This is a genomic window from Streptomyces sp. CBMA291, assembly GCF_014596525.1.
Lineage (GTDB): Bacteria > Actinomycetota > Actinomycetes > Streptomycetales > Streptomycetaceae > Streptomyces.
In genome coordinates, this window is sequence record NZ_MSJP01000008.1 from 113,448 (window position 1) to 137,754 (window position 24,307).

Genomic DNA, 24,307 nt, shown 5'->3' on the forward strand with positions numbered 1-24,307 from the left:
GGTTCCCCCCTACGGAAGCCCCGCCCCCCACCCAGCGTCAGGGGCGCCCCCTACGGATGACCCGGCGGCCAGGCGCGCTCCCCTCCTCGGCGCCCGGTGGCCCCCTCAGAAGACCAGCCCGAGCCCGTTCGTCGAGAGGTCCGCGTGCGTCTTCTCCGCCGGTCGGAACGGGACCTTCCAGTCGCCCGTGCTCTTGTACAGCGCGGGCGCGCCCCCGGGCCTGATGCCGAGGAGGTCGGGGCGGCCGTCGCCGTCGACGTCTCCGGCACCGACGACCCGGGTGAACGTGTTCCAGCCGCCGCCCACCTTCGTACGGGCCGCGAAGGTGCCGTCGCCCTTGCCGAGGTACTGCCACAGGACGCCGGACTTGTCGCGGGCGACGAGGTCGCCCGCCGGGCCGCCCGCGATGTTCCCGACGGTCGCGATGTCGTCGTAGACGCCCCAGCCGTGGCCGATCCGCTTCCGCGCGGCGAAGGGCCTCTTGTAGTCGCCGGTGCCCGCGTAGAGCCAGAGGGCGCCCGACTTGTCGACGGCGAGGGCGTCCGCGCGCCCGTCGCTCGTGAGGTCGCTCCCGGCCACGATCCTGTCGTAGACGCCCCAGCCGCCGCCGATCCTGATCCGCTCGGTGACGCCTCCGGTGCCGGTGCCCAGGTAGAGCCAGAGGACGCCCGCCTTGTCCCGGGCCAGCAGGTCGCCGTGGGCCGCGCCGCCGAGGTTTCCGGCCGCCTCGATCCGGTCGTAGATGCCCCAGCCCCGGCCCATGACGGCCGCCGGCTCGCCCGGGTGGATGCCGGGCTGCTCGCCGACCGTGCCCCGGTAGAGGTCGTGGCGCCAGAGGCGGCCGACGGAGTCCCGGCTGAGCAGGTCGGGGGTGCCGTTGTCGTTGAAGTCGTGCGGCACGGCCTTCCGGACGATCTTGAGCTGCCCCTTGCGGACGGCGGCGGGGCCGATGCCGTTGCCCGGGGTGACGACGACCTCCCAGGCGTAGTCGCCGTTGTGGAGCTGCTGGCTTCCGGAGTGGGACGAGGTGGACCAGGCGCCGTCCGTCCACGCGAACGCCGGGTCGCGGTCCCGCTCCGAGGTGAAGGTCTGCATCTTGCCGGTGCGCAGGTGGCGCAGGGTCAGCGTGGCCTTCTCGACGCCGCGGGAGGCCTGCCAGCGGAAGGTGAAACCCTTGTTCCGGTCGAGGTCGAGGACGTTCGGCGGGACGGCGACGTCGGTGAGGACCAGCTCCGTGCGCTTGCCGTTCGTCGCGATCTGCTCGGTCTTCGGGGTTCCGTCGGCGGCGATCGAGACGCGGTAGGCGCCCTGGTCCCGCCCGACGAGGCCGCCGGTCGCGTAGAGGTCGCCGTCCGGGGTGTACGAGAGGCTGTCGGCCTGGTCGAGCAGCTTCACCCTCTTCCCGGTGGTGAGGCTGTAGGCGGTGAGGGGGTAGTGCACGCTGGGGAGGGATGTGCCCAGGCCCTCCTGCTGCCCGTACACGACCCAGTCGCCGAGCACGGCGGTCAGGAAGGAACCGCCGCCCAGCGGCCCCTTCGCCACCGGGACCTCCCGTACGGTGCCGTCGGCCCGCTTCTTGACGAAGACCCTCGGCTGGTCGCCCGCCCCCTGCTCGGACCAGGCGACGTGCGTCGTGGTGCCCGTGCCGTAGCCGGTGAGCCCGTCGTGGATCTCCTCGACGGTGTTCTCCGCGAGGTCGATCAGACCCCACTGGCGCTCGTTGTCCTTTCCGAGGAAGGCGATCTCGGCGAGGCCGGGGGTCCCCTGGGTGACCTGGACGCTGAACGCGTACCCGGGAAGCCCGGCCACCGGTGTCACGTTCTTCGTGTAGCCCGTCCAGGTGTGCTTGCGGAGCACGGTGCCCTCGGAGGTCCGCACGGTCGTGAAGACCGCGTCGGCCGCCGCGCCGGCGTAACTCACGTACCCGTCCGGCGTGTCGCCGATGGAGACGGTCCGGTCGAAGCCGCCGCCCGCGCCCGCGAGCCGCTGCCTGACCACTCTCTGGCCCTTGTCCTCCTGGACCTGGTAGTCCTGGGTCCGCGTCGAGTACAGGCCGAAGTAGCCCGGGGACGACCAGCCGGGCTCGCCCGCGTACGGACGCCAGGTCGTCGCCTTGTCCTTGGGCGAGTACGTGAGGATGCCGTTCACCCCGACCCCGGCCAGCCTGTCGTCCGCCGGGTACGGGATCGGGGCCGCGGCGGCGGACGCCGTACCCGCCGCGGAGGCTCCCGCCACCGCCGGGACGGCGCTCGCGGAGACGGTCAGCGCGCCCGCGCCGAGGGTGACGGCGAGAACGGTGGTGACGGCCGCGGTGAGCCGACGCCGGGCCGGGCGGAAAAGGGTCACGTGATCATTCCTCCTGGGGACGCCGGTTGCCGGGTGCACGCCGTCCGTCCCGTATGACTCACGACAGGACGGATGGTTGTACGGATCCTCGATGTATCCGCACGTCAGGGCGCCACCACTACGGGTTACGAGAAGGTCAGCACCCCCCGTGCCACCCGCCCCGCCGCCGCGTCCTCGACGGCCCGTGCGAAGTCCTCCACCGGATAGGTGGCCGTGACCAGTTCGTCGAGCAGCAAGGCGCCCGAGCGGTACAGCTCGGCGTAGAGGGCGATGTCCCGCTGGGGGCGGGCGGAGCCGTAGCGGCAGCCCAGGATCGACTTGTCCAGGAACATCGCGGCGGGCAGGAACGCCGCCTCCGCCTTCGGCGCGGTCATCCCGAGGAGGATCGCCTGCCCGTGCCGGTCGAGCAGGTCGACGGCGGTGCGGACGAGACCGGTGTGCCCGACGCACTCGAAGACGTGGTCGGCGCCGGTCGGCAGGATCTCCCGGACCGCCCCGGCGGAGGGGAGGAAGTGCGTGGCGCCGAACCGGCGGGCCGCCGCCTCCTTCGCCGGGTTGGTGTCCACGGCCACGATGGTGAGCGCGCCCGCGATCCTGGCGCCCTGGAGGACGTTGAGCCCGACGCCCCCGGTGCCGAGGACGACGACGCTCTCGCCCCGGCCGACCCGCGCCCGGTTCAGTACGGCCCCGACCCCGGTCACCACCCCGCAGCCCATGAGGGCGGCCGAGGTCAGCGGGATATCCTCGGGGATCCGTACCGCCTGGACCGCCTTGACGACCGTCCGTTCGGCGAACGACGAGTTCGACGCGAACTGGTGGAGCGGCCGGGCGTCGCCGGTCCGGGTGAACGGCCGGCCCGGCCGCCCGATCGCCTTGCGGCACATGGTCGGCCGCCCCCGGTCGCAGTCCGCGCAGGCACCGCAGTTGGCGAGCGTGGACAGGGCCACGTGGTCGCCGGGGACGACATGGACGACCCCGGGACCGACCGCCTCGACGACCCCGGCGCCCTCGTGCCCGAGCACCACCGGCACCGGGAACGGAATGGTCCCGTCGACGACCGACAGATCACTGTGGCAGAGCCCGGCGGCGGCCACCGCCACCAGCACCTCGCCGGGACCGGGGTCCCGCACCTCCAGATCGTCGACGACGAGGACCCGCTTCCCGTCGAAGACCACGCCCCTCACGAGGCACCACCGGGGGCCGCGCCGGAGGCCGCGCCGGAGCCGGGACCCGCCGCCGGAGCCGCACCGGAGACCGGAGCCGTACCGGAGACCGAAGCCGCGCGGGAGACCGAAGCCGCGCGGGAGACCGAGCCCGTGTCAGATCCCGGAGCCGCTCCGGAGCCCGGAACCGCACCAGGGCCCGGGACCGGCTCCCCCGCACTCGGCCGGGCGTCCGGCCGGGCATCCGACCCCGCGTCCGCCCGCGCGTTCGGCCGGTCCCCCGACGCCGCCGCCCTCGCCATCTCCTCAAGGCGGGCCAGCATCGGCATCGGGTCCGTGCCCACCGTGCCCGGCAGGAAGTCGGCGATGCGCTGGGGGGTCCAGCCGCCGCCCTCCGCGTAGCCCGCCCGCAGTTCGCGCGGCTGCGCCCAGACCGCGATCTTGGGGCCCGCGATCGTGTAGACCTGCCCGGTGATCCGTTCCTCCCTGGCCCGGTCGGAGAGGAGGTAGACGACGAGTGCGGCCACGTCCTCCGGCTCCCCGATCTCCTTCAGTTCCATCGGTACGTTGGCCGACATGCGGGTCCGCGCCACCGGGGCCACCGCGTTGGCCGTGACGCCGTACTTGTGGAGGCCGAGCGCCGCCGAGCGGACGAGTGAGATGATCCCGCCCTTGGCGGCGGAGTAGTTGGCCTGGGCCACGGAGCCCTGGTGGTTGCCGCTGGTGAAGCCGACGAGGGTGCCGCCGCCCTGCCGCCGCATCACCGCCGAGGCCGCCCGGAAGACCGTGAACGTGCCCTTGAGATGGGTCGCGACGACCGGATCCCACTCCTCCTCGGTCATGTTGAAGAGCATCCGTTCGCGCAGGATGCCCGCCACGCAGACGACCCCGTCGAGCCGTCCGTACGCGGCGAGGGCCACGTCCACGACCCGCTGTCCGCCCGCCATCGTCGCGATGTCGTCGGCGACCGCGACGGCCGCGCCGCCCGCCGCCTCGATCTCCTTCACCACCGCGTGGGCGACCTCCGATGTCGGTTCCCCGCCCTCGATCGACACCCCGTAGTCGTTGACGACGACCTTCGCGCCCTCCGCCGCGCACGCGAGGGCGACGGCGCGGCCGATGCCCCGCCCCGCGCCCGTCACGGCGACGACCTTGCCAGCCAAGAAGTTCCCCACGCCCGGCCCCTTCCCGCAATTTCTGACGGTCCGTTAGATTCGTTCGTGGTCCGGATTCTACGGTCCGTCAGATACCGGAGAACAAGCCCCCGGAGGCCCCGATGTCTCTGCCCGCCGCCTTCCACGAGATCGCCGCACGCGTCAACAACTGGGGCCGCTGGGGCCGGGACGACGAGATCGGCACGCTCAATCTGGTCACCGACGAGGTCGTACGGGAGGCCGTCGCCACCGTCCGTTCGGGGCTGCGGATCCCGCTCGCCGTCGACCTCAAGCAGGACGGCGTCCAGACCGGCGTGATCCCCGGCCGGGTCAACCCACTGCATGTGATGGTCCAGGTCAACCAAGAGCTTTTCGGGCCCGGTACGGTCGCCACCAGCGACGACGCCGTGACCCTGGGCCTTCAGGCGGGCACCCACTGGGACGCCCTGACGCATGTCTCGCACTCGGGCCGCATCTACAACGGGCGCCCCGCCGCCACCGTCACCCCGCACGGCCGTTCCGCGTTCAGCGGTATCCACACCGCCCGCCATCTGGTCTCGCGCGGTGTGCTGCTCGACGTGGCCGCCGCGAAGGGGCTCGAACGGCTGCCGGGCTCGCACGCGGTCACCCCGGAGGACCTGGACGAGGCGGCGGAGTTCGGCGGGGTGACCGTACGCCCCGGTGACGTGGTGCTCGTCCGCACCGGGCAACTGCGGACGTATCTGGCCGGGGACCGGCACGGGTACGCTTTTCCGTCACCCGGGCTCTCGGTCCGCACCCCGGAGTGGTTCCACGCGCGGGATGTCGCCGCCGTCGCCAACGACACGCTCACCTTCGAGATCTTCCCGCCGGAGATCGAGGACCTGTGGATGCCGGTGCACGCCCTGGACCTGGTGGAGATGGGGATGCTCCAGGGGCAGAACTGGAACCTGGAGGAACTGTCCACAGCCTGTGCACAGGAACGGCGCTACGCCTTCCTGCTCTCCGCGATGCCGGAACCCTTCGTCGGCGGCACGGGGACCCCGGTGGCTCCGGTGGCCGTTCTGTAGACGCGGAGACGGAGAACGGCGCGGGCTCCACGGGGACGGTGCGAGGGGTACGGAGAACGGCGCGCGGCCCCGGGCGACCGGTCGGTGGCGGTGTCCGCGCGCGCCCCGAGCGCGGCGCGGATCCCGCCACCCGGCCGCGATCCGCTCGCGCCGAGGGCGCCCGCCCGGCAGACGCGCCAGGCCGTGCGGCCCTCGGCTCCCCTCACCGCGAATCACTCATCCAGGGTGGACAAAACTGGACGAACCGTCAACACGGCACCCGTCCGGGGGACACGGCGCCCTCCTCGCGCGCGGGCGGCACCGGGGCCGGGGCCCGGTCGATCTCGCACCAGATGCTCTTCCCCGCCCCCTCGGGCTCCCAGCCCCACCGGTCCGCGAGTCCGTCCACCAGCTCAAGGCCGCGCCCGTTGGTGTCGTCGCCCAGCGCGTGCCGGGGCAGCGGCGGGCGGGAGCTGCGGTCGGAGACCTCGACCCGTACCGATCCCTCGGCGGCGAAGAGCATCCGGAGCACGGCCGGGCAGCCGGTGTGCACCACGGCGTTGGTGACCAGCTCCGAGACGATCAGCACCAGCGTCTCGGCCAGCGGTTCGTCCTCGCCTATGCCCGAGCCGGCGAGCCGCGAGCGGGCCCACCTCCTGGCTCGCCCCACCTCGGCCGGGTCGGCCCCGACCTCCAACTGAACCTGAAGCACCTGCACCGCTCACACCATCCGAACCGGCGGACACACCTTCACGGAACGTGATTCCCTTACGGGACAGCATGGTTGGCGTGCAGACACCGCAACAAGCGCTTCGGGCATATTCCAGCGCGAAGGAGTACGCATGGTCCATACTGTGCGACGCACGTCGCGGGGAGTCGAACGCCGGGCACGAGAAGCGGACATACCCTCCCACGGGGCCGCCTCCGGGGCGACACCGGGACGTTCCGGGGCAACGAGCACTCGCACTCGACGGAGCGTACCGGAGCCGGAAGCCGACTCCGGTCCGTGACGGCCCGGCCGAAGGACACAACCCGGTATCGACGTTCCGTGACCCGGCGAAAGCGGAGCGCGACCGGTTCCGGGTCAGAGCGCGGCGGCCAGGGCCTCCTCCGCGCGGGCGGCGGGCAGCCGGAGCGCGGCCCGCACCCAGGCCCGCTTGAGGTGCAGATGGACGTCCGCCTCCCAGGTGAAGCCCATGCCCCCGAAGACCTGGAGGCAGTCCCGGGCGTTTCCGGTGGCGGCCGTGTCGGCGAGCAGTTTCGCCCCGGCGATCTCGGCGGGGTCGGCGGTGAGGGAGGCCGCGCGGACGGCGGCGCGGGCGAGTTCGGCCCGCACCAGCATCCCCGCGCACAGGTGCTTGACGGCCTGGAAGCCGCCGATCGGGCGCCCGAACTGTTCCCTCTCCCGGGCGTACGAGACGGCCGCCTCCGTACTCCACCGCGCGCTTCCGACCTGCTCGGCGGCGGTGAGGAGCACGGCGGGACCGACGGCGGGACCGACGGCCCGACCAGCCGTGTCCCCCGCGAACCGGCCCGGCACCCGGTGCAGCGGTGTCAGCGGGTCGACCGGGCGGATCGGCACCGCGCCCGAGGCGTCGCCGAGTACCACGTCGGACTCCGTCAGCCAGGGCACGAGCCCTTCGGAGACGTCGGTGACCACGGTGGTGCCCTCCGCCGCCCCGGGGACGCCTCCCGCCGCGAGATGGGTGGCGACCAGGGGGCCCGGGAGCAGGGCCCGGCCCGCCTCCTCGAAGAGCAGGACCGCCTCGGGCAGCCCGAGCCCCACCCCGCCCTCCTCCTCGGGGAGCCGCAGGGCGAAGAACCCGGCGGCGCCCAGCTCCCGCCACAGCTTCCGGTCGAGCGCCGGGGCGTCGACGGCCGCCCGCAGGGCCGCCCGGTCGAAGCGGCGCGCGAGCATCTCCCGTACGCCCCTGCGCAGCGCCTTCTGGTCCTCGGTGAGTCGGAAGTCCACGGTGGTCACCGGCCCTTCGGCAGGCCGAGGAGGCGCTCGGCGACGATGGTGCGCTGGATCTGGGAGGTGCCGGCCGCGATCGTGTAGGCGAGGGAGGAGAGCCGGTCGAGGTTCCAGGGCCGGTCGAGGTCGAGCGCGTCGGGTCCGAGGACGTCGGCGGCCGTGTCGTACAGCTCCTGGCGTGCGTGCGAGTAGTGCAGCTTGAAGACGGAGCCGCCGGTGCCGGGCACTCCGCCGGTCGCCTGGGCCTCGCTGACCTGGGCCTGCACCAGCCGCCACAGGGCGCGGAACTCGGCGGAGAGCCTGCCGAGGCGGCGGCGCAGGACGGGGTCGTCCCAGGTGCCGTTCTCCCGGGCGGTGCGGGCGAGTTCGCCGAGGAGGCGGCGGCAGGCGACGACCTCGCCCGCGAAGGCGGTGCCGCGTTCGAAGGAGAGGGTGACGAGGGTGACGCGCCAGCCGTCGTTCTCGGCGCCGACCCGGTGGGTGACGGGGACGCGGACCTCGTCGAGGAAGACCTCGGCGAACTCGGTGGACCCGGCGAGGGTGCGCAGCGGCCGTACGGTGACGCCGGGGGCGTCCATGGGCAGGGCGAGCCAGCTGATGCCCCGGTGGCGGGGGGCGTCGGGGTCGGTCCTGACGAGGAGTTCGCACCAGTCGGCGACTTCGGCGTGGGAGGTCCAGATCTTGTGGCCGGTGACGACGTACGCGTCGCCGTCCCGGACCGCCCGGGTGCGCAGCGAGGCCAGGTCGGAGCCCGCGCCGGGTTCGCTGAAGCCCTGGCACCAGACCTCGTCGCCGCGCAGGATGGGCCCGAGCCAGCGGGCGCGCTGCTCGGGGGTGCCCTCGGCGGCGATGGTGGGCCCGGCGTGGAGGAGTCCGACGAAGTTGGCGCCGACGTAGGGGGCTCCGGCGCGCTCGGTCTCCTCCAGGAAGATCAGCCGCTGGGCCGGGGAGACACCCGCGCCCGTACTCGTACCCGTACCCGTATCGGCGTCCCCGGACCCGGACCCGGCCCCGTCCCCGGACACGGACCCGGACCCGCCCCCGGACCCGGACCCGCCCCCGGACCCGTCCCCGCTCCCGTACCCCTCGACCCATCCCGCCTCGTGCAGCCTGCGCTGCCAGCCGCAGTCGTAGGCGCGGCGGGCGGGCCAGTCCAGGGGGTCGGGGCGGGCGGGGAGGGTGGGCAGGGTGGCGGCGAGCCAGGCCCGCAGCCGGGCGCGGTACTCCTGCTCCTCGGGGGTGGCGGTGAGGTCCATCAGACGATGCCGAGGCCGAGCATGCGGATGGCGTTGCCGCGCATGAGCTTGTAGACGGTCTCGTCGTCGAGCCCCCGGACGTGGTCGAGGGCGACCTGCCGGGTGTGCGGGAAGGTCGAGTCGACGTGCGGGTAGTCGGTCTCGAAGGTGGCGTTGTCGCGGCCGACGGCGTCGAGCGAGGCGATGCCGTGCTTGTCGCGGAAGAAGCAGCAGAAGATCTGCCGGTAGTAGTACGTGGAGGGGGGCTCGGGGACGGTGTCGCGGACGCCGCCCCAGGCGCGGTGCTCCGCCCAGACGTCGTCGGCGCGTTCGAGGGCGTACGGGATCCAGCCCATCTGGCCTTCGCTGTAGGCGAGGGTGAGGCGGGGGAAGCGGACGAGGACGCCGCTGAAGAGGAAGTCCATCATCGAGGCCATGGCGTTGTTGAAGCTGAGGGACGCCTGGACGGCGGGCGGGGCGTCGGGGGAGGCGGCGGGCATCTGGCTGCTGGAGCCGATGTGCATGTTGACGACGGTGCCGGTCTCCTGGCAGACGGCGAAGAAGGGGTCCCAGTAGCCGGTGTGGATCGAGGGCAGTCCGAGGTGGGTGGGGATCTCGGAGAAGGTGACGGCCCTGACGCCCCGGGCGGCGTTGCGGCGGACCTCGGCGACGGCGAGGCGGATGTCCCAGAGCGGGATGACGCAGAGCGGGATGAGCCGGCCGCCGCTGTCGCCGCACCACTCCTCGACCATCCAGTCGTTGTAGGCGCGGACGCAGGCGAGGGCGACCTCCTTGTCATGGGCCTCGGCGAAGGTCTGGCCGCAGAAGCGGGGGAAGGTGGGGAAGCAGAGGGAGGCCTCGACGTGGTTGAGGTCCATGTCCTTGAGGCGTTCGGCGGGGTCCCAGCAGCCGGGGCGCATCTCGGCGCGGGTGATGCCCTCCAGGGTCATGTCGTCGCGGTCGAAGCCGACGGCGGCGATGTTCCGCTTGTACGGGAACCTCAGGTCCTCGTAGATCCACCAGTCGGCGGGGGGCCCTTCGGGGTCCATGGTGATCCGGTACTTGCCGCCGACGTAGGCCAGCTCGCCGATTCCGGCGGTGAGCGGCCGGGGTCCCCGGTCGCGGTACTTCGCGGGCAGCCAGGTCTCGAAGAGGTGGGCGGGTTCGATCACGTGGTCGTCGACGCTGATGATGCGGGGCAGGTCCGTCACGGCCCCTCCTTTTCCAGGATTTCTGATGACCCGTCAGATCTCGGCGGCATCAGGCTAGCCCCGCGCCCCTGGACCGACAAGGACCGGACCTCTACGCTCTCCGCACGATCTGACGTGTCGTCAGCCATTCGGCTACGAGGGGGTACGGGCATGAACGCCACCGCACACGCCCTGAGCGGTTCCCGCACGCTCTGGGAGCTGGTCGAACGCCGCGCCGCCCTCACCCCCGACCGGCCCGTGCTCCTCCAGGGCGACCGGGTCCTCACCTTCGGCGGGCTGCGCGACCGGGCCGAGCGGTGCGCCGCCGGGCTGTACGCCATGGGGGTGCGGCCCGGCACGGTCGTCGCCTGGCAGCTGCCCACCCGGATCGAGACCGCCCTGCTCTCCTTCGCACTCGCCCGCCTCGGCGCCGTACAGAGCCCGGTGCTGCCCTTCTACCGGGAGAAGGAGACCGGCTTCGCGCTGCGCGCCTCACGGGCCGAGTTCTTCGCCGTCCCCGGCGTCTGGCGCGGCTTCGACCACACCGCCCTGGCCCGGCGGCTCGGCGCGCGCGGGGTCTTCGAGGCGTACGGGACGCTCCCGGACGGCGATCCGGCGGTGCTGCCCCCGCCGCCCTCCTCCGGGACCGACGTCCGCTGGATCTACTGGACCTCCGGCACCACCTCCGACCCCAAGGGCGTCCTGCACACCGACCGGTCCCTGCTCGCCGGCGGCTCCTGCCTCGCCCACGCGCTGCGGCTCACCGACGCCGACGTCGGCTCGATGGCCTTCCCTTACGCGCACATCGCCGGGCCCGACTACACGGTGATGCTGCTGCTCTACGGCTTCCCCGCCGTCATGATCGAACGGTTCGCGCTGCCCGGGGCGCTCGACGAGTACCGGCGGCACGGCGTGACCGTCGCGGGCGGCTCCACCGCCTTCTACGCGATGTTCCTCGCCGGACAGCGCGAGGACCCCGGCACCCCGCTCATCCCCACCCTCCGGCTGCTCGCGGGCGGCGGCGCGCCGAAGCCCCCGGAGATCTACCACGCCGTGCGCGCCGAGCTGGGCTGCCAGCTCACCCACGGCTACGGGATGACGGAGGTCCCCATGATCACCATGGGCGACCCGGAGGACACCCCGGAGAACCTGGCGACCACCGAGGGGCGCCCGCCCGCCGGGATGGAGATCCGGATCAGCGGCTCCGGCGAGGTCCTGCTGCGCGGCGAGGCCGTCTGCCGGGGCTATCTCGACCCGGCGCAGACCGCCGCCGCCTTCGACGAGGACGGCTTCCTCCGCACCGGGGACCTCGGCGGGCTCACCCCGAGCGGCCATCTCGTCCTCACCGGGCGGATCAAGGACGTCATCATCCGCAAGGGCGAGAACATCTCCGCCAAGGAGATCGAGGACCTCCTCCACGGGCACCCGGGCGTGGGCGACGCCGCCGTCATCGGCCTGCCGGACCCCGAGCGCGGCGAACGGGTCTGCGCCGTGGTCGAACAGCCCCCGGGCGCCGCCCCTCTGGACCTCCCGGCGGTGACCGCCTTCCTGCGGGCGGCCGGGCTCGCCCCGCACAAGCTGCCGGAGCGCCTTGAGGTGGTGGACGCGCTGCCCCGCAACGAGACCCTGCGGAAGGTCCTCAAGTACCGGCTCAGGGAGCGCTTCGGCGCCGGACGCCGACCCGCCGGACGGGACTGACGGGCCCGGGACCTGCGGCGGGACCGGGCGCGGGGCCTGCGGCGGGACCGGGTGCGGAGCGGGCGGCGGGACCGGCCGGCGGCGCGTCGGCCCGGGTCGCCGTGAGGGCCTCGGGCACGCTCGCGTACACCTCGAAGAGGCGGCGGACGCCGAGCGCGGCGAGCACCCGGCCGACGTGCTCCTCCCCGTCCTCCGGCAGGATCAGCCGGAGCCGTCCGCCGCAGGAGCGCAGCAGACGGCGGGCCGCGATCAGCACGCCGACCCCGCTGGAGTCGCAGAACCGCACGGCGGACAGATCGACCACCAGATCGTGGCGGCCGCCCGCGACGGCGTCGTGCACCCGGCGCCGTATCGACGGAGAGGTGATCAGATCCATCTCCCCGCGCACACGGAGCACCGTCCAGGCGCCGTACTCGTCCTCGTCGACCTCGATCGTCGTCACGGACCCCGCTTGCCCCGACGGGAACGGACGAAACCCCTGAAACGGCGGATGACGCTTTCCTTACCATCCGGGCCCGCGTCAAGGGCGCACTTGCGGCAAACCGACGTGGTCCTCCGGTCAGGCCACTACTTTGGAAGAAAACGGCGACCGGAGACCGTGTCCGGGGGCCGCCGGGAAGCGGGGAGGGCTGGAGGGCCGGATGGCGACGGAGACACCACTGCGCTGGGACCGCAGGATGCAGCAGCGCCTGGCCCGCGGCGAGGCCGCGGCGCTCGGCGAGCTGTACGACCGGTTCGCCTCCCTGGTGCACAGCCTCGCCCACCGCGTCCTCGACGACGACGAGGCGGCCGACCGGATCACCCGCGAGGTCTTCGTCTCCCTCTGGGAGAACCCCCACGCCTACGACCCCCGGCAGGGCAGCATGCGTTCCTGGATCGCCGGAGAGGCCCAGCGGCAGGCCGTGCACCGGCTCCGGCAGGACGAGGCCACGGCGTACGCGGAGACCGGCCGGGGCTCCGCGGAGGAACTGGAGCAGAAGGTGCTCAAGGCCTCCGTCGCCGCCCGCGCCGACTACATCGTCACCTCCATGCCGACCCCCCTGCGGGCCGCCCTCGACCTGGCCTACTTCCAGCGCCGCGACTACCGCCAGACCGCCGCCGACCTCGGCGTCACCGAGGACGAGGCACGACGCCGTCTCCGCCTCGGGCTCCAGCTGCTCTCCACCGCCCACACCCGGGCCCTCGACGGCGGCGCACCGCCCGGCTACGGACGAGCGCTGTGACCGGAGCGCACGACGACACCGAGGAGGGGCCCGGGGTGGAACCGCGGCCCGTCGAACCGGCCCTCACCCATGGAGTGCTCAAGTCCCTGCTGGGGGCCTGGGCGCTTTCCGCGTGTTCGGCCGGGGAGAGCAAGGCCGTCGAGGAGCACCTGACCTCCTGCGCGCCCTGCGCCGACGAGGCCCTGCGGCTGCGCGACGCGGTGTCGCTCCTCCACGAGGACCGCGATCTGGACCTCGATCCGCTGCTGCGCTCCCGCGTCCTGGAGAACTGCCTGGGCCGCCGCCCCGCCCGTATCCCCATACCGGAGTGGGTCACCCCGTACGACGCCGAGACCGCCCGGCTCGACGCGCTGCTCCGGGACATCGGCGAGGCCGAGTGGCACGCGCCGGTACGGCTCCGCTGGTACGAGGACGACCGGCCGTCGCACCGCAAGGCCACCGTCGCCGGGGTCCTCGGGCATCTGATGGCGGTCGACGGGGTGGTCTCCTCGGCCCTCGGGCTCGACGACCCGCTGGGCGCGGGCACCCCGGAGCTGTCGCCGACCGAGCGCACCGAGGCCTTCTGGTCCGGGCTCGACCGCCCGGCGGGCCGGACCCTGCGCGGGCCCTGGCGGCAGCAGAGCCACACCCTGATCCGCACGGTCTCGTTCGCGGGCCGGGGCGTGGCGGACCTGACGGTCACCTACAAGGACTTCGCGCTGCCGCTGCGGGACGCGCTCCTGGAGCGCGCCTTCGAGTGCTGGGTGCACGCCGACGACATCGCGACGGCGGTGGACTATCCGTACGCCCCGCCGAGCAGCGTCCATCTGCACGGGATGATCGACCTGGCGGCGCGGCTGCTCCCGGCGGCGCTCGCCGGACGGCGCCGGTCGGGGCTCGCGTCCCCGCCGCGCGGTCTCGTCGAGGCGGGCGCGCCGGGCCGTTCGCTCCATCTGGAGGTGGAGGGAGCGGGCGGCGGGCACTGGTACATCGCCCTGGACTCCCCGGCGGCGATCGGCTCGCCCGACCAGGCGGTGGCGCAGGTGGCGCTCGACGGGGTGGAGTTCTGCCAGCTGGTGGCGGGGCACGTCTCGCCGGAGGAGGCGGCGGTGGGGCAGGACGGGGACCGGGAGGCGATCCGCGACGTCCTGTGCGCGGCGGCTTCGCTGAGCAGGCTGTAGCGGGAGCGGCGCGCGCCGGAGGGGCCGCGCCGGAGGCGGCGCGCGGTGGGACCTGCCCGCGCCGGGAGCGGCCTGCGGTGGGACCGGCGCGCGGTGGGCGGCCGGTCCCGGTCAGGTCCGGTGTGTCAGGCGAAGACGACCGTGCGGCGTCCGTTGAGGAGGATGCGGCGCTCCGCGTGCCACTTGACCGCGCGGGCCAGGGCCTGGCACTCCACGTCCCGGCCGACGGCGACCAGTTGGTCGGGGGTGACCTCGTGGCCGACGCGCTTGACCTCCTGCTCGATGATCGGGCCCTCGTCGAGGTCGGCCGTCACGTAGTGGGCGGTCGCGCCGATCAGCTTCACGCCGCGCGCGTGCGCCTGGTGGTAGGGCTTGGCGCCCTTGAAGCTGGGGAGGAAGGAGTGGTGGATGTTGATGATCCGCCCGGAGAGCTTCGTGCAGAGGTCGTCGGAGAGGACCTGCATGTAGCGGGCGAGGACGACCAGTTCGACCTGCTGCTCGTGGACGAGGTCGAGCAGCTCCGCCTCGGCCGCCGCCTTGGTCTCCTTGGTGACGGGGATGTGCCGGAAGGGCAGCCCGTAGGAGCCGACCAGCTCCTCGAAGTCCGTGTGGTTGGAGACCACGGCGACGATCTCCACGGGGAGCGCGCCGATCCGGGAGCGGAAGAGCAGATCGTTCAGGCAGTGGCCGAACTTGGACACCATCAGGACGACCCGCATGGGCTGGTCCGCGCGGTTGATGACCCAGTCCATCACGAAGGAGTCGCCGACGGCGGCGAAGCTGGCGCGCAGCTTCTCCACGTCGACGGGCGCTTCGGCGGAGAAGTGGACCCGCATGAAGAAGAGCCCGGTGTCGCGGTCGCCGAACTGCTGGCTGTCCTCGATGTTGCAACCAGTGATGAAGAGGTAGCTCGACACGGCGTGCACGATGCCCTGCTTGTCGGGGCAGGAGAGGGTGAGGACGTACTGGTCGGTCATCCCGTCAGCCTGCCACACCCGGGGGCGCCGCGGAGCCTGCCGTCCGTCAGACGGACCGCGTCATGACGCGGAGCAGGTCGAGGGAGCGCGGCGGCGCGTCGGGGTCCTCCCCGTCGGCCCGCGCGAGGCGTACGTGGGCCTCGCGGGCGGCATGGACGGCCTCGGGCCAGCCGGGGTGGCCGAGGTAGGCGGAGACGGGCGCGTCGGGGCCCACCTGGTGCAGGATGCGGACCACCCGCCGGACGGCGACGTCGACGAGGGCCGCCTCGGTGGTGTCGCGGAAGATGGCGCCGACGTACTTCTCGGCGGACCAGTTGTCCAGCCAGGTGTCCTCGACCAGGCGGTAGACGGCGTCGGTGACGTCGCCGTACCCCTCCTGGCCGGCCAGCCAGGTCGTCTCGTGGAACCCGGGGTCGGAGAGCATGTGCAGCGCGGAGCGCACGTTGCTGCGCCAGCGCCACCACGGCATGTCGTTGAGCGGCATGCCGCCTATGGTGGAGGAGCGACGGCCGCGGCGGGAAGGGTTCGCTGGACTGGACATCCTTCGATCGTACGGTCCGACGTCCGAACGGTGCCGCCACCCCCGGAGGGCCCCGCCCCCCGCGCCACCCCCGTAATTCACCGTCGCGTCACCCCCCGTTGAACCGCACTCACTCCCGCGTTACCCAGGAGGAGGAAATGTGCGTGTCCATGACCGGTAGGCGACTTCCCCCACTCTTCGCGTACGTCACAGCCGCAGCGGCCGCTGCCTCCCTGCTCACCGGGTGCGGCGTGCTCCCCGGCACCACGGCGGGCTCCCGGGAGCCCGTGACCGTGATGACCTGGGCGCCCGACCAGACCCGGGCGACCAACATGCCCGGCATGCCCGCCATGGCGCAGGCCTACGCCCGCTGGGTCAACGCCCAGGGCGGCATCGACGGGCACGAGCTGCGCGTCCTCACCTGCAACGAGCACAACACCCCCTCCGGCGCCGCCGACTGCGCCCGCCGGGCCGTCCACGAGAAGGTCGTCGCCGTCGTCGGCTCGTACAGCCAGAACGGGCGCGCCTTCATGGCCCCGCTCGAAGCGGCCGGCATCCCCTACATCGGCGGCTACGGCATCACGGAGGACGAGTTCACCAGCGCGATCTCCTACCCCGTCAACGGCGGGCAGGCCTCCCTCATCGCCGGGCACGGCATGCAGCTGGCCCAGGAGTGCCGGACGGTCTCCCTGGTCAGGCCCGACACCCTCGCGGGCGACAAGATGCCCGAGCTGCTCAACTCGGGTCTGCGCAAGGCCAGTCACCGCGGCGCCGTCGACATCCCGGCCGTCGAGGACGCCGCCGAGTACACCAAGCAGGCGGGCCGGGCCCGGGAGAAGGCGGGCAGCGAGAACGGCTGCGTCACCGCCGTACTCGGCGAGCGCACCCAGACCTTCTTCGACTCCTTCCGGCGCCTGCCCGAGGAGGAGCGCGGCTCCGGCGGCAAGCGCGACGCGGTGCGGATCTCCTCGGTCCTCGGCAGCGTCGGCCAGCCCGTCATCGACCGTACGGGCGGCGCGCACAGCCCCTTCGAGGGCGCGTACGTCACGGGCTGGTACCCGGAGGCCGAGGACAGGGCCTGGGAGCCGATGCGGAAGGTCATCAAGGAGCACGCCTTCGCCGACAACCGGGTCGACCCGGCCGACGCGGGCGTGCAGACCACCTGGATCGCCTACACGGTCCTCAAGGCGGTCGTCGAGTCCCTCGGCACCGACCACGTCACGGCCACCCAGATCACCCAGGCCCTGGACCGGGGCGAGCGGATCGACACCGGGGGCCTCACCCCGACCCTGCGCTGGCGGTACCAGGATCTGCTCGGCGCCCCCGGCTTCCCCCGGATCGTCAACCGCAAGGTGACGTTCCAGGTCGTCCGCAAGGGCCGTCTCGTGGCCCAGCGCCCCGGCTTCGTGGACGTCGGCCAGACGGTCCTGACGGCACCGTGAGCCCCCGCGCCGGGGGGTGAGACCGCATGCGCCCGGCGCGGGAGTACGGCCTCGTCACCCGGCGCACGCCCCCGAGCCGGACGTCCGGGCTCACGCCCCTGCGTCCGGCTCACACCCCGGCGCGCGGACCTAACCGCCGGGTGCGCGGCCTCACCACCGGGTGTACGGCCTCACGCGGGGCGTACGGCTAGCGGCCGGGCATACGAACTCACAGCCGGGCACGGCGTCCCCACCACCGGGTGTACGGCCTCACGCCGGGCGTACGGCTAGCGGCCGGGCACACGGACTCACAGCCGGGCCGCGCGGCCTCGCCGCCGGGCGTACGGCTCACAGCTGGGTGTACGTGCGCTTCTCCAGGCCGTACTTGTCGGCGGTCGGGTTCCACAGCCCGGCCGCCTTCTTCTTGGCGTTGGTGGCCTCGCCGCTCTTCTCCGTCGCCTCGACCGTCCGGTTCGTCGAGTGCGCCTTGCCGTCCTTGCACGCCTTCTTGGACTTCATCTGGTCGGCCCAGGCCGCGTAGTGGTCGTCGGCCGCTGCCGACGCCTGCCACGCCTTGGTGAGGGCGGCGGTCAGCGCGGGGCTGTCCGGGATCTTGTCCACGCCGAGCGACTGGAGCCGGGTCACCAGGCTCCGGCGCTGCTCGGCGGCGGCCCGCAGATCGGTGGCCGCCTTGTCCAGGTCCTTGCACTGCTTGATCAGCTCGACCGAGCTGATCACCGTGTCCCGGCTGCTGCTGCTGTCCGCGAGCAGCTTGCTCAGCTCCCGCGCCTGCGGCTCCGCCGGGTCGGCGGGCTTCTCCTCGGCGGGCGGCGCCTCGGTGGTGGGCGCGGCGGAGTCGGCCGCCACGTTCTGGCTGCCCTTCTCGGGCGTCTTCTCGTCGCCGCCGCTGAGCAGCACGCCCGCGCCGAGTCCGACGACGGCGCAGCCCGCCACGACCACCGCGATCAGCGCGACCGGCGACTTTCGGCGCGGGGGCTCGGGCTCGTCGTCGTAGTACGCGTCCTGATAGGCGTACTGCTGCTGCGGCGGGGCCTGGTGATGCTGCTGGGGATGAGGAGGCTGGTGCTGCTGCTGGTACGGGGCGGGGGCCGGAGGCTGCTGGTACGCCTGGGTGCGCGGCGGCTGCGGAGCCCTCGGCGTCTCCGTACGGAAGAGGCTGTCGAACTCCGCGGGCGGCTGCCGCTCGCCGGGCTCCCGCGCGGGTACGGGCGCGATGTACTGGGTCGCGTCGGAGGCGCCGGCGGGCGCGGGGCCCTGCGGCGGGACCGGGGATATGTGCTGGGTCGCCTGGAGGTCACCGGCGGCGGGCGGCGGGTAGCCGTATCCCGGCGGCGGCGCCGGGGGCATCGCGCCCGGGTACGCCGGGGGTGTGCCGCCGGTGACCGGCGGGATGTGCTGGGTGGCCTGGAAATCGGCCTGCGGGCCGGGGTAGCCGTAACCGGGCGGCGGGCTCTGCGGAGCGGCCTGCGGGCCCGGGTATCCGTAGCCGGGCTGCGGGTTCCGGGGGTCGGTCTGCGGGGCCGGGTATCCGTAACCGGGCTGCGGGGCACGGGGGTCGGCCGACGGGCCGGGGTGGCCGTAGCCGGGCGGCGGGGGGCCCTCCGCCGGGACCGGTGGCAGGTACTGGGTCGGCTGGGCGTCCGCGGCGCCCGGGACCGCCTCCGGCGGCAGCGGCTGCGCGGGCGGCAGTGGCTGTCCGCCCTGCTGCCCGGCGGCGGGACCCCAGGCGCCGTCCCACGACTGTGCTCCCCCGTGGGCGTTGTTCGCCGGGGGCACCGCCGGGTACTGCGGCTCCGGACCCTGTCCGTTCTGCGTCACCGGGACTCCTACTGATGGACCAACGGAATCGTCGGCTCACGCTACCGGGTACGCGCCGGGCTCCGCACACACGTGTGAGCCCGGTTACACCAACGTCACCCACCACCCTCGAACCAGGCCCTCCTGATCGGGTCGAGCCCCCACCGACCTGCCCCGATCCACCCCAACCACCCGGCCCGGCCCACTCCGGGGCCACTCCGCCCCAACCGCCCGAGCCCGTCCCGCTCCGGGCCCGACCACCCGGCCCGCACCTTCCGCACCGGCTCGGACTCCCCCTGCGCGGGAACCCACGCCGACCCGGCCCAACCCAGCCCGGCCCGATCCGCTCGTGAACAGGCCCACCTCACTGAGGAACAGGCCCGCTCCGCTCAGGAACAGGCCCCCCAGAAGCAGACCCCGCGTCACCCCGCCCCGATCCGCTCGGGCCCGGCCCCCGTCCCGTGGCCCCTCCTACGCCGCGTACATCTCCATCCGCGCGCCGAACTCCCTCACCACCGGCTCCCCCGCGTAAGGCGCGAGGCGTTCGCGCAGGTCGTCCAGGTACTCCGTGCCCCGCGAGGAGCGCAGGGTGCCCAGGAGTTCGAGGGCCTCCGTGCCCGTCCGGCAGGCCTGTTCGACCTCGCGCTGCTGGACGCGGGCCGTGGCGAGGAGGGCCAGGCCGATCGCCCGGCGGCGGACCCGGGTCTTCGGGTGCCCGGCGATCGACTGCTCCGCCGCCCGCGCCGCCGCCTCCGCCTGCCCCAGGTCCCGGTGGCAGTGGGCCAGTTCGTCCGCCAGATAGGCCCCGTCGAAGTGCGCGATCCACGAGGGGTCGTCGCCCGCCGCCGGGTCGGCCCGCTCCAGCGCCTCCTCGGCCCGGCCCGCCGCCGTCTCGAAGGCGCGGACGTCCCCGAGGAGCGCGTGCCCGCGCGCCTCCGCCGCGTGGAACATCGCCTCCGCGCGCGGCGGCACCTTCCCCCGCGCACCCTCCTGCGCCGCCCTCGCCAACTGCGCGATTTCCCGGGGGGTGCCGAGCTGCGCGGCGAGATGGCTCATCGAGGCGGCGAGGACATAGCCGCCGTAGCCCCGGTCGCCCGCCGCCTGCGCCATCCGCAGCGCCTGGATGTAGTACCGCTGCGCGAGCCCCGGTTCGCCGGTGTCCACCGCCATGTACCCGGCCAGCTCGGTGAGCCGGGCGACCGCCGCGAACAACTGGCGCCCGATCGCCTCCCGGTACGAGCCGGACAGCATCCCCGCCACCACGCTGTTGAGGTAGTGGACCACCACCGGCCGCACGTGCCCGCTGCCGAACCGCCGGTCGAGGTCGACGAGCGAGTCGGTCATCTCCCGTACGGCGGCCACGTCCGCCACCCCGACCCTGGCCCCCGCCATCCGCGCCACATGCGCGTCGGGGCCCGTGATCAGCCAGTCCCTGCTGGGCTCCACGAGCGCCGACGCGGCCACCGAGGAGCCGGAGAGGAAGTCCCGCCGCCCCACGTCGCTCCGCCACAGCTCGCAGACCTGCTCGATCGCCCCCGGCACCGTCGGCGCGAACTGGAGCCCCACGCCCGCCGCGAGGTTCCGCCCGTTGGCCATGCCGACCTCGTCGATCGTGACCGTACGGCCCAGCTTGCGGCCGATGGCCTCGGCGATGACACCGGGCGCCCGGCCGCGCGGCTGCTGGCCGCGCAGCCAGCGCGCCACCGACGTCTTGTCGTACCGCAAGTCCAGGCCGCGCTCCGCGCCGACCATGTTCACCCTGCGGGCGAGGCCGGCGTTGGAGCACCCGGCTTCCTGGATGAGCGCCTGGAGCCGTTCGTTGAGCTGACGCGGAACGAGTGGCCTGGCTGCCATGAGTACCCCCTGAGCCCTGAGGAGATCACCGAGGAGAAATCACTGCCCGGTGGATATCCGGTCAATGCCGAAGTGAACACGCGAACCGGACACGCCGACGGCGGTCGCGCCGACGCCCCCTTCCCTCTCCGTACCCAGCACCGCCGCCCGCCCCTCCGCGCGCCCCCGCCCATGCTCCGATGCGCCCCGCGTGCGGGGCCCTTGCACCCGCCCCGTCCCGCGCCCCGCCCGTAACCCCGGCAGGTGGGGGGAGTTGTGCACGGCGTGGAAGAGACCATGGGAGTCAACGAGACCGAGACCGCCGTGCACATCCCCGTCCAGCGCGGCGAGCAACTGCTCGACAGCGCCGTGCGCTACACGGAGGAGCGGCACTGGGACGTGGTTCCCGGGACCTGGCTGGAAGCCGTCGACGGCGGAGAGCGCTGCTCCTGCGGTGCGCCGCGCTGCCCCGCGCCCGGCGCCCACCCCGTACGGCCCGACTGGTCGGCCCAGGCGACCGGCAGCGGTGTCGGCGCCCGGCGGATGTGGACCAAGCAGCCGGGCGCCTCGATCCTGCTGCCGACCGGCCGCGCCTTCGACGCGATCGAGGTCTCCGAGTCCGCCGGTTTCCTGGCGCTCGCCCGGATGGAGCGGATGGAGCTGCCGCTCGGCCCCGCCGCCTGCGCCCCGGACCGGCGGATGTACTTCTTCGTCCTGCCCGGCGCCGCCGCCAAGGTCCCCGATCTGATCCGCGCGCTCGGCTGGTCCCCCGCCTCGCTCGACCTCGCCACCCTCGGCGAGGGCCGTTACGTCGCCGCCCCGCCCACCCGGGTCGGCGGGCGCGGTGCCGTCCAGTGGGCGCGGCACCCCTCCGCCACCAACCGCTGGCTGCCCGAAGCGGAAGAGCTGGTCAGCGCCCTGGCCTACGCGTGTGGCCGGGAAGCGGCGGACGCGCGGGGCCGGAAGGCTTGATCCAGGAGAGTGAGATGTTTCACCCGTAGGGTGGTACCCATACGTGACGGGGACCACCGAAAGGGTGACGCACCATGCCTGACCAGGCATTTGACGAAACGTTCGGCGCGGCGGGGGCCGCGCGGCAAGGCGGAGCGGTGCCCGCCGTCCGGGTCGAAGGACTCTGGAAGCGTTTCGGCCAGCAGATCGCGGTGAACGGGATCGACCTGACCCTGCCCGCAGGCAAGTTCATCGGTCTCGTCGGGCCCAACGGTGCCGGCAAGACCACCACTCTCTCCATGATCACCGGACTGCTCCGGCCCGACCACGGACGCATCCTGGTCGCCGGGCACGACGTGTGGGCCGACCCCGAGTCCGTCGCCCAGGTCAAGGCCCGGATCGGCGTCCTTCCCGAGGGCCTGCGGCTCTTCGAGCGCCTCTCGGGCCGTGAGCTGCTCGCCTACAGCGGGCGGCTGCGGGGGCTGCCCGGCGCCGAGGTCGACAAGCGGGCCGCGCAGCTCCTCGACGTCCTCGGTCTGACCGGCTCGCAGAACAAGCTGGTCGTCGACTACTCGACCGGTATGCGGAAGAAGATCGGCCTGGCGGCGGCGCTGCTGCACAACCCGGAGGTCCTCTTCCTCGACGAGCCCTTCGAGGGCGTCGACCCGGTCTCGGCGCAGACCATCCGGGGCGTCCTGGAGCGGTACACCTCCTCCGGCGCCACCGTCGTCTTCTCCAGCCACGTCATGGAACTGGTCGAGTCGCTCTGCGACTGGGTCGCCGTGATGGCCGCCGGGCAGATCCGCGCCCAGGGCCCGCTCGAACAGGTGCGGGGCGACGCGCCCTCGCTCCAGGCCGCCTTCCTCGAACTGGTCGGCGCGCAGGGCAGTGACGCCGGGGCCTCGCTGGACTGGCTGGGCGGCGGGACGCAGCGATGACCGTCACCACCCCCGCCCCGGCCGCCGCACCGGCCGCCGGGTCCTCGCTCACCTCGGTCTTCGTCCGGCTGAAGCTGACGCTGCTGCGCAACGGGCTGCGCCAGTCCGGCGGGCGTACGGCCGCGTACATCGTCACGATCGTCTTCGGCGCGCTCTTCGTGGCGGGCACGGTGCTGGGCTTCGTCCTGCTGCGGGGCCACGCCGACGCCGGCACGGTCGCCGTGCTCCTCGTCGGGGTGCTCGCGCTGTCCTGGGCGGTGATGCCGCTGTTCATCCCCAGCGGTGACGAGACCCTCGATCCCTCGCGGCTCGTGATGCTGCCGCTGCGGCCCCGGCCGCTGGTCCGGGCCCTGCTCGTGGCCTCGCTCGTCGGCGTGGGCCCGGTCCTCACCCTGTTCCTCGCGGTCGGCGCGGTCCTCGCCCTCGCCCAGGGCGCGGCGGCGGTGGTCTTCGCGGTGCTCGCGGTGCCGCTGGTGACGCTGACCTGTGTGGCGCTGTCCCGGGCGGTGGCCGCCGCGAACATCCGGCTGCTGACCTCCCGCAAGGGCCGGGACCTGGCGCTGCTCAGCGGTGTGGTGATCGCGGTCGGCATGCAGTTCGTGAACCTCGGCGCCCAGCAGCTGGGCCGGGCCGGGAGCCTGGAGTCCCTGGAGCCCGCGGCCGAGGTCGTCGGCTGGCTGCCGCCGGCCTCCGCGATCGGGGCGGTGGAGTCGGCGGGCCGGGGCGAGTACGCGGTGGCGGTGGCCCGGCTGCTGCTCACGGCTGCGGCGCTCGCGGCGCTCGTGTACTGGTGGCAGCGGAGCCTGGTGCGGCTGATGGTGGAGCCGGACGGTTCCACCATCGGTGCCGCGTCGGACGCGGGCCGGGAGAAGTCCGCCGGTCCGGGGCGGCTCGGCGGGCTGCTTCCCGAGGGGCGTACGGGCGCGGTCATGGAGCGCAGCCTGCGGTACATCTGGCGGGATCCGAAGACGAAGGCGGCGTGGGTGACCTCGCTCGCGGTCGGTCTGATCCTGCCGCTGTTCAACGCCTTCCAGGGCGGGGGCTCGCTCTACTTCGCGTGCTTCGCCTCGTTCATGCTCGGCATCCAGATGTACAACCAGTTCGGTCAGGACACCTCGGCGTTCTGGATGGTGGCGCAGACCATCGCCACGAAGGCCGACGCGTACGCCGAACTCCGGGCGCGGGCCCTGGCGTTGCTCACGGTCACCCTGCCGTACACGGTCTTCGTGATGGTGGTGACGGGTGCGGTCATCGGCGACTGGACGGAGCTGGCGCCCGCGCTCGGCATGGCGCTCGCGCTGCTCGGGGCGATGATGGCGTCGGGTGCGGTGGCCTCGGCGAACTTCCCGTACTCGATTCCGCAGGACAGCGGTTACAAGAACGTGGCGCCGGGGCAGGGCGGGCTCGCCTGGATCTCGATCATGGGCGGCATGGTGGTGAGCGCGCTGCTGTGCGCGCCGGTCATCGCGTTCCTGATCTATCTGCACGTCGCCGACCTGGAGGGGCTGCTGTGGCTGCTGCTTCCGGCGGGCGCGCTGTACGGCGTGCTGGTCGGCTGGGCGGGTCTGAAGGTGGCGGCTCCGCGTGCGGCGCGGCGCCTGCCGGAGATCCTGGCGGCGGTCAGCAAGGGCTAGGGCCTGGCACGGTCGCGTGCACGGATGCGTGAAGAGGCGGCGG

The 24,307-nt window shown here is 73.4% G+C and carries 18 protein-coding genes and 2 pseudogenes; 8 read left to right on the forward strand and 12 right to left on the reverse strand.

The annotated features are described in order from the left end of the window. Positions 1 to 105: 105 nt before the first annotated feature. From BU197_RS31180 to BU197_RS01880, 3 genes and pseudogenes are all read right to left on the reverse strand, one after another. Positions 106 to 2,346, reverse strand: coding sequence for an FG-GAP repeat domain-containing protein (locus BU197_RS31180; RefSeq protein ID WP_188266372.1), 2,241 nt, complete (start codon positions 2,344 to 2,346; stop codon positions 106 to 108). A 125-nt stretch (positions 2,347 to 2,471) separates the two neighbouring features. After that, positions 2,472 to 3,530, reverse strand: a complete 1,059-nt coding sequence (locus tag BU197_RS01875) for an alcohol dehydrogenase catalytic domain-containing protein (protein ID WP_188266373.1) — start codon at positions 3,528 to 3,530, stop codon at positions 2,472 to 2,474. Between the two features lie 242 nt (positions 3,531 to 3,772). Next, a pseudogene (locus BU197_RS01880) lies at positions 3,773 to 4,684 on the reverse strand (SDR family oxidoreductase); the annotation flags it as partial. Between the two features lie 101 nt (positions 4,685 to 4,785). Here BU197_RS01880 and BU197_RS01885 point away from each other — a divergent pair. Then, positions 4,786 to 5,712, forward strand: a complete 927-nt coding sequence (locus BU197_RS01885; RefSeq protein ID WP_188266374.1) for a cyclase family protein — start codon at positions 4,786 to 4,788, stop codon at positions 5,710 to 5,712. Positions 5,713 to 5,959: 247 nt separating this feature from the next. Here the strand turns inward: BU197_RS01885 and BU197_RS01890 are convergent, their stop codons facing one another. The 4 genes from BU197_RS01890 to BU197_RS01905 all read right to left on the reverse strand — a co-directional run bounded on the left by BU197_RS01890 (position 5,960) and on the right by BU197_RS01905 (position 10,112). Then, complete coding sequence (locus BU197_RS01890) at positions 5,960 to 6,409, reverse strand: ATP-binding protein (RefSeq protein ID WP_188266375.1); 450 nt, start codon at positions 6,407 to 6,409, stop codon at positions 5,960 to 5,962. A 366-nt stretch (positions 6,410 to 6,775) separates the two neighbouring features. Continuing rightward, the gene (locus BU197_RS01895; protein WP_188266376.1) at positions 6,776 to 7,663 is read right to left on the reverse strand and encodes an acyl-CoA dehydrogenase family protein; all 888 of its coding nucleotides are present in this window, start codon (positions 7,661 to 7,663) and stop codon (positions 6,776 to 6,778) included. 5 nt (positions 7,664 to 7,668) lie between these two features. Next, entirely contained in the window at positions 7,669 to 8,922 is a 1,254-nt protein-coding gene (locus BU197_RS01900) for an acyl-CoA dehydrogenase family protein (RefSeq protein ID WP_188266377.1), read from the reverse strand. After that, positions 8,922 to 10,112, reverse strand: coding sequence for an amidohydrolase family protein (locus tag BU197_RS01905; RefSeq protein ID WP_188266378.1), 1,191 nt, complete (start codon positions 10,110 to 10,112; stop codon positions 8,922 to 8,924). Before BU197_RS01905 ends, BU197_RS01900 begins: the two co-directional genes overlap by 1 nt. A 150-nt stretch (positions 10,113 to 10,262) precedes the next feature. Here BU197_RS01905 and BU197_RS01910 point away from each other — a divergent pair, with 150 nt between their 5' ends. Continuing rightward, a complete protein-coding gene (locus BU197_RS01910) occupies positions 10,263 to 11,789 on the forward strand; it encodes a class I adenylate-forming enzyme family protein (protein WP_188266379.1) in 1,527 nt (508 codons plus the stop codon). A 76-nt stretch (positions 11,790 to 11,865) separates the two neighbouring features. Here BU197_RS01910 and BU197_RS01915 read toward each other — a convergent pair. After that, a pseudogene (locus tag BU197_RS01915) lies at positions 11,866 to 12,231 on the reverse strand (STAS domain-containing protein); the annotation flags it as partial. 199 nt (positions 12,232 to 12,430) lie between these two features. On the opposite strand from BU197_RS01915, the gene BU197_RS01920 reads away from it, so the two are divergent. Further along, entirely contained in the window at positions 12,431 to 13,012 is a 582-nt protein-coding gene (locus BU197_RS01920; RefSeq protein WP_188266381.1) for a sigma-70 family RNA polymerase sigma factor, read from the forward strand. Then, positions 13,009 to 14,172, forward strand: a complete 1,164-nt coding sequence (locus BU197_RS01925) for a maleylpyruvate isomerase N-terminal domain-containing protein (RefSeq protein ID WP_317452074.1) — start codon at positions 13,009 to 13,011, stop codon at positions 14,170 to 14,172. Before BU197_RS01920 ends, BU197_RS01925 begins: the two co-directional genes overlap by 4 nt. A gap of 125 nt (positions 14,173 to 14,297) precedes the next feature. Here the strand turns inward: BU197_RS01925 and purU are convergent, their stop codons facing one another. Next, positions 14,298 to 15,149, reverse strand: a complete 852-nt coding sequence (purU, locus tag BU197_RS01930; protein ID WP_188266382.1) for a formyltetrahydrofolate deformylase — start codon at positions 15,147 to 15,149, stop codon at positions 14,298 to 14,300. Positions 15,150 to 15,195: 46 nt separating this feature from the next. Further along, a complete protein-coding gene (locus tag BU197_RS01935) occupies positions 15,196 to 15,690 on the reverse strand; it encodes an SCO4402 family protein (RefSeq protein ID WP_188266383.1) in 495 nt (164 codons plus the stop codon). A gap of 149 nt (positions 15,691 to 15,839) precedes the next feature. On the opposite strand from BU197_RS01935, the gene BU197_RS01940 reads away from it, so the two are divergent. Continuing rightward, entirely contained in the window at positions 15,840 to 17,111 is a 1,272-nt protein-coding gene (locus BU197_RS01940; RefSeq protein ID WP_223182800.1) for an ABC transporter substrate-binding protein, read from the forward strand. Positions 17,112 to 17,438: 327 nt separating this feature from the next. On the opposite strand, the gene BU197_RS01945 is transcribed toward BU197_RS01940, so the two are convergent. After that, complete coding sequence (locus BU197_RS01945; RefSeq protein ID WP_188266385.1) at positions 17,439 to 18,929, reverse strand: hypothetical protein; 1,491 nt, start codon at positions 18,927 to 18,929, stop codon at positions 17,439 to 17,441. 450 nt (positions 18,930 to 19,379) lie between these two features. Then, positions 19,380 to 20,762, reverse strand: coding sequence for a transcriptional regulator (locus tag BU197_RS01950; RefSeq protein ID WP_188266386.1), 1,383 nt, complete (start codon positions 20,760 to 20,762; stop codon positions 19,380 to 19,382). Between the two features lie 276 nt (positions 20,763 to 21,038). Here BU197_RS01950 and BU197_RS01955 point away from each other — a divergent pair, with 276 nt between their 5' ends. From BU197_RS01955 to BU197_RS01965, 3 genes are all read left to right on the forward strand, one after another. Next, on the forward strand, positions 21,039 to 21,713 hold the full coding sequence (locus BU197_RS01955) for a bifunctional DNA primase/polymerase (RefSeq protein ID WP_188266481.1): 675 nt from the start codon (positions 21,039 to 21,041) through the stop codon (positions 21,711 to 21,713). Between the two features lie 74 nt (positions 21,714 to 21,787). Next, positions 21,788 to 22,630 (forward strand): ABC transporter ATP-binding protein, encoded by an 843-nt coding sequence (locus tag BU197_RS01960; RefSeq protein WP_188266387.1) that lies wholly within the window; start codon positions 21,788 to 21,790, stop codon positions 22,628 to 22,630. Beyond that, the gene (locus tag BU197_RS01965) at positions 22,627 to 24,264 is read left to right on the forward strand and encodes a transporter (RefSeq protein ID WP_188266388.1); all 1,638 of its coding nucleotides are present in this window, start codon (positions 22,627 to 22,629) and stop codon (positions 24,262 to 24,264) included. Before BU197_RS01960 ends, BU197_RS01965 begins: the two co-directional genes overlap by 4 nt. Positions 24,265 to 24,307: the final 43 nt, after the last annotated feature.

Coding starts and splice junctions, on each gene's coding strand:
- BU197_RS01885 (WP_188266374.1), top strand. CDS start 4,786: ATGTCTCTGCCCGCCGCCTTCCACGAGATCGCCGCACGCGTCAACAAC.
- BU197_RS01900 (WP_188266377.1), bottom strand. CDS start 8,922: ATGGACCTCACCGCCACCCCCGAGGAGCAGGAGTACCGCGCCCGGCTG.
- BU197_RS01910 (WP_188266379.1), top strand. CDS start 10,263: ATGAACGCCACCGCACACGCCCTGAGCGGTTCCCGCACGCTCTGGGAG.
- BU197_RS01920 (WP_188266381.1), top strand. CDS start 12,431: ATGGCGACGGAGACACCACTGCGCTGGGACCGCAGGATGCAGCAGCGC.
- purU (WP_188266382.1), bottom strand. CDS start 15,149: ATGACCGACCAGTACGTCCTCACCCTCTCCTGCCCCGACAAGCAGGGC.
- BU197_RS01935 (WP_188266383.1), bottom strand. CDS start 15,690: ATGTCCAGTCCAGCGAACCCTTCCCGCCGCGGCCGTCGCTCCTCCACC.
- BU197_RS01940 (WP_223182800.1), top strand. CDS start 15,840: ATGACCGGTAGGCGACTTCCCCCACTCTTCGCGTACGTCACAGCCGCA.
- BU197_RS01950 (WP_188266386.1), bottom strand. CDS start 20,762: ATGGCAGCCAGGCCACTCGTTCCGCGTCAGCTCAACGAACGGCTCCAG.
- BU197_RS01955 (WP_188266481.1), top strand. CDS start 21,039: ATGGGAGTCAACGAGACCGAGACCGCCGTGCACATCCCCGTCCAGCGC.
- BU197_RS01960 (WP_188266387.1), top strand. CDS start 21,788: ATGCCTGACCAGGCATTTGACGAAACGTTCGGCGCGGCGGGGGCCGCG.
- BU197_RS01965 (WP_188266388.1), top strand. CDS start 22,627: ATGACCGTCACCACCCCCGCCCCGGCCGCCGCACCGGCCGCCGGGTCC.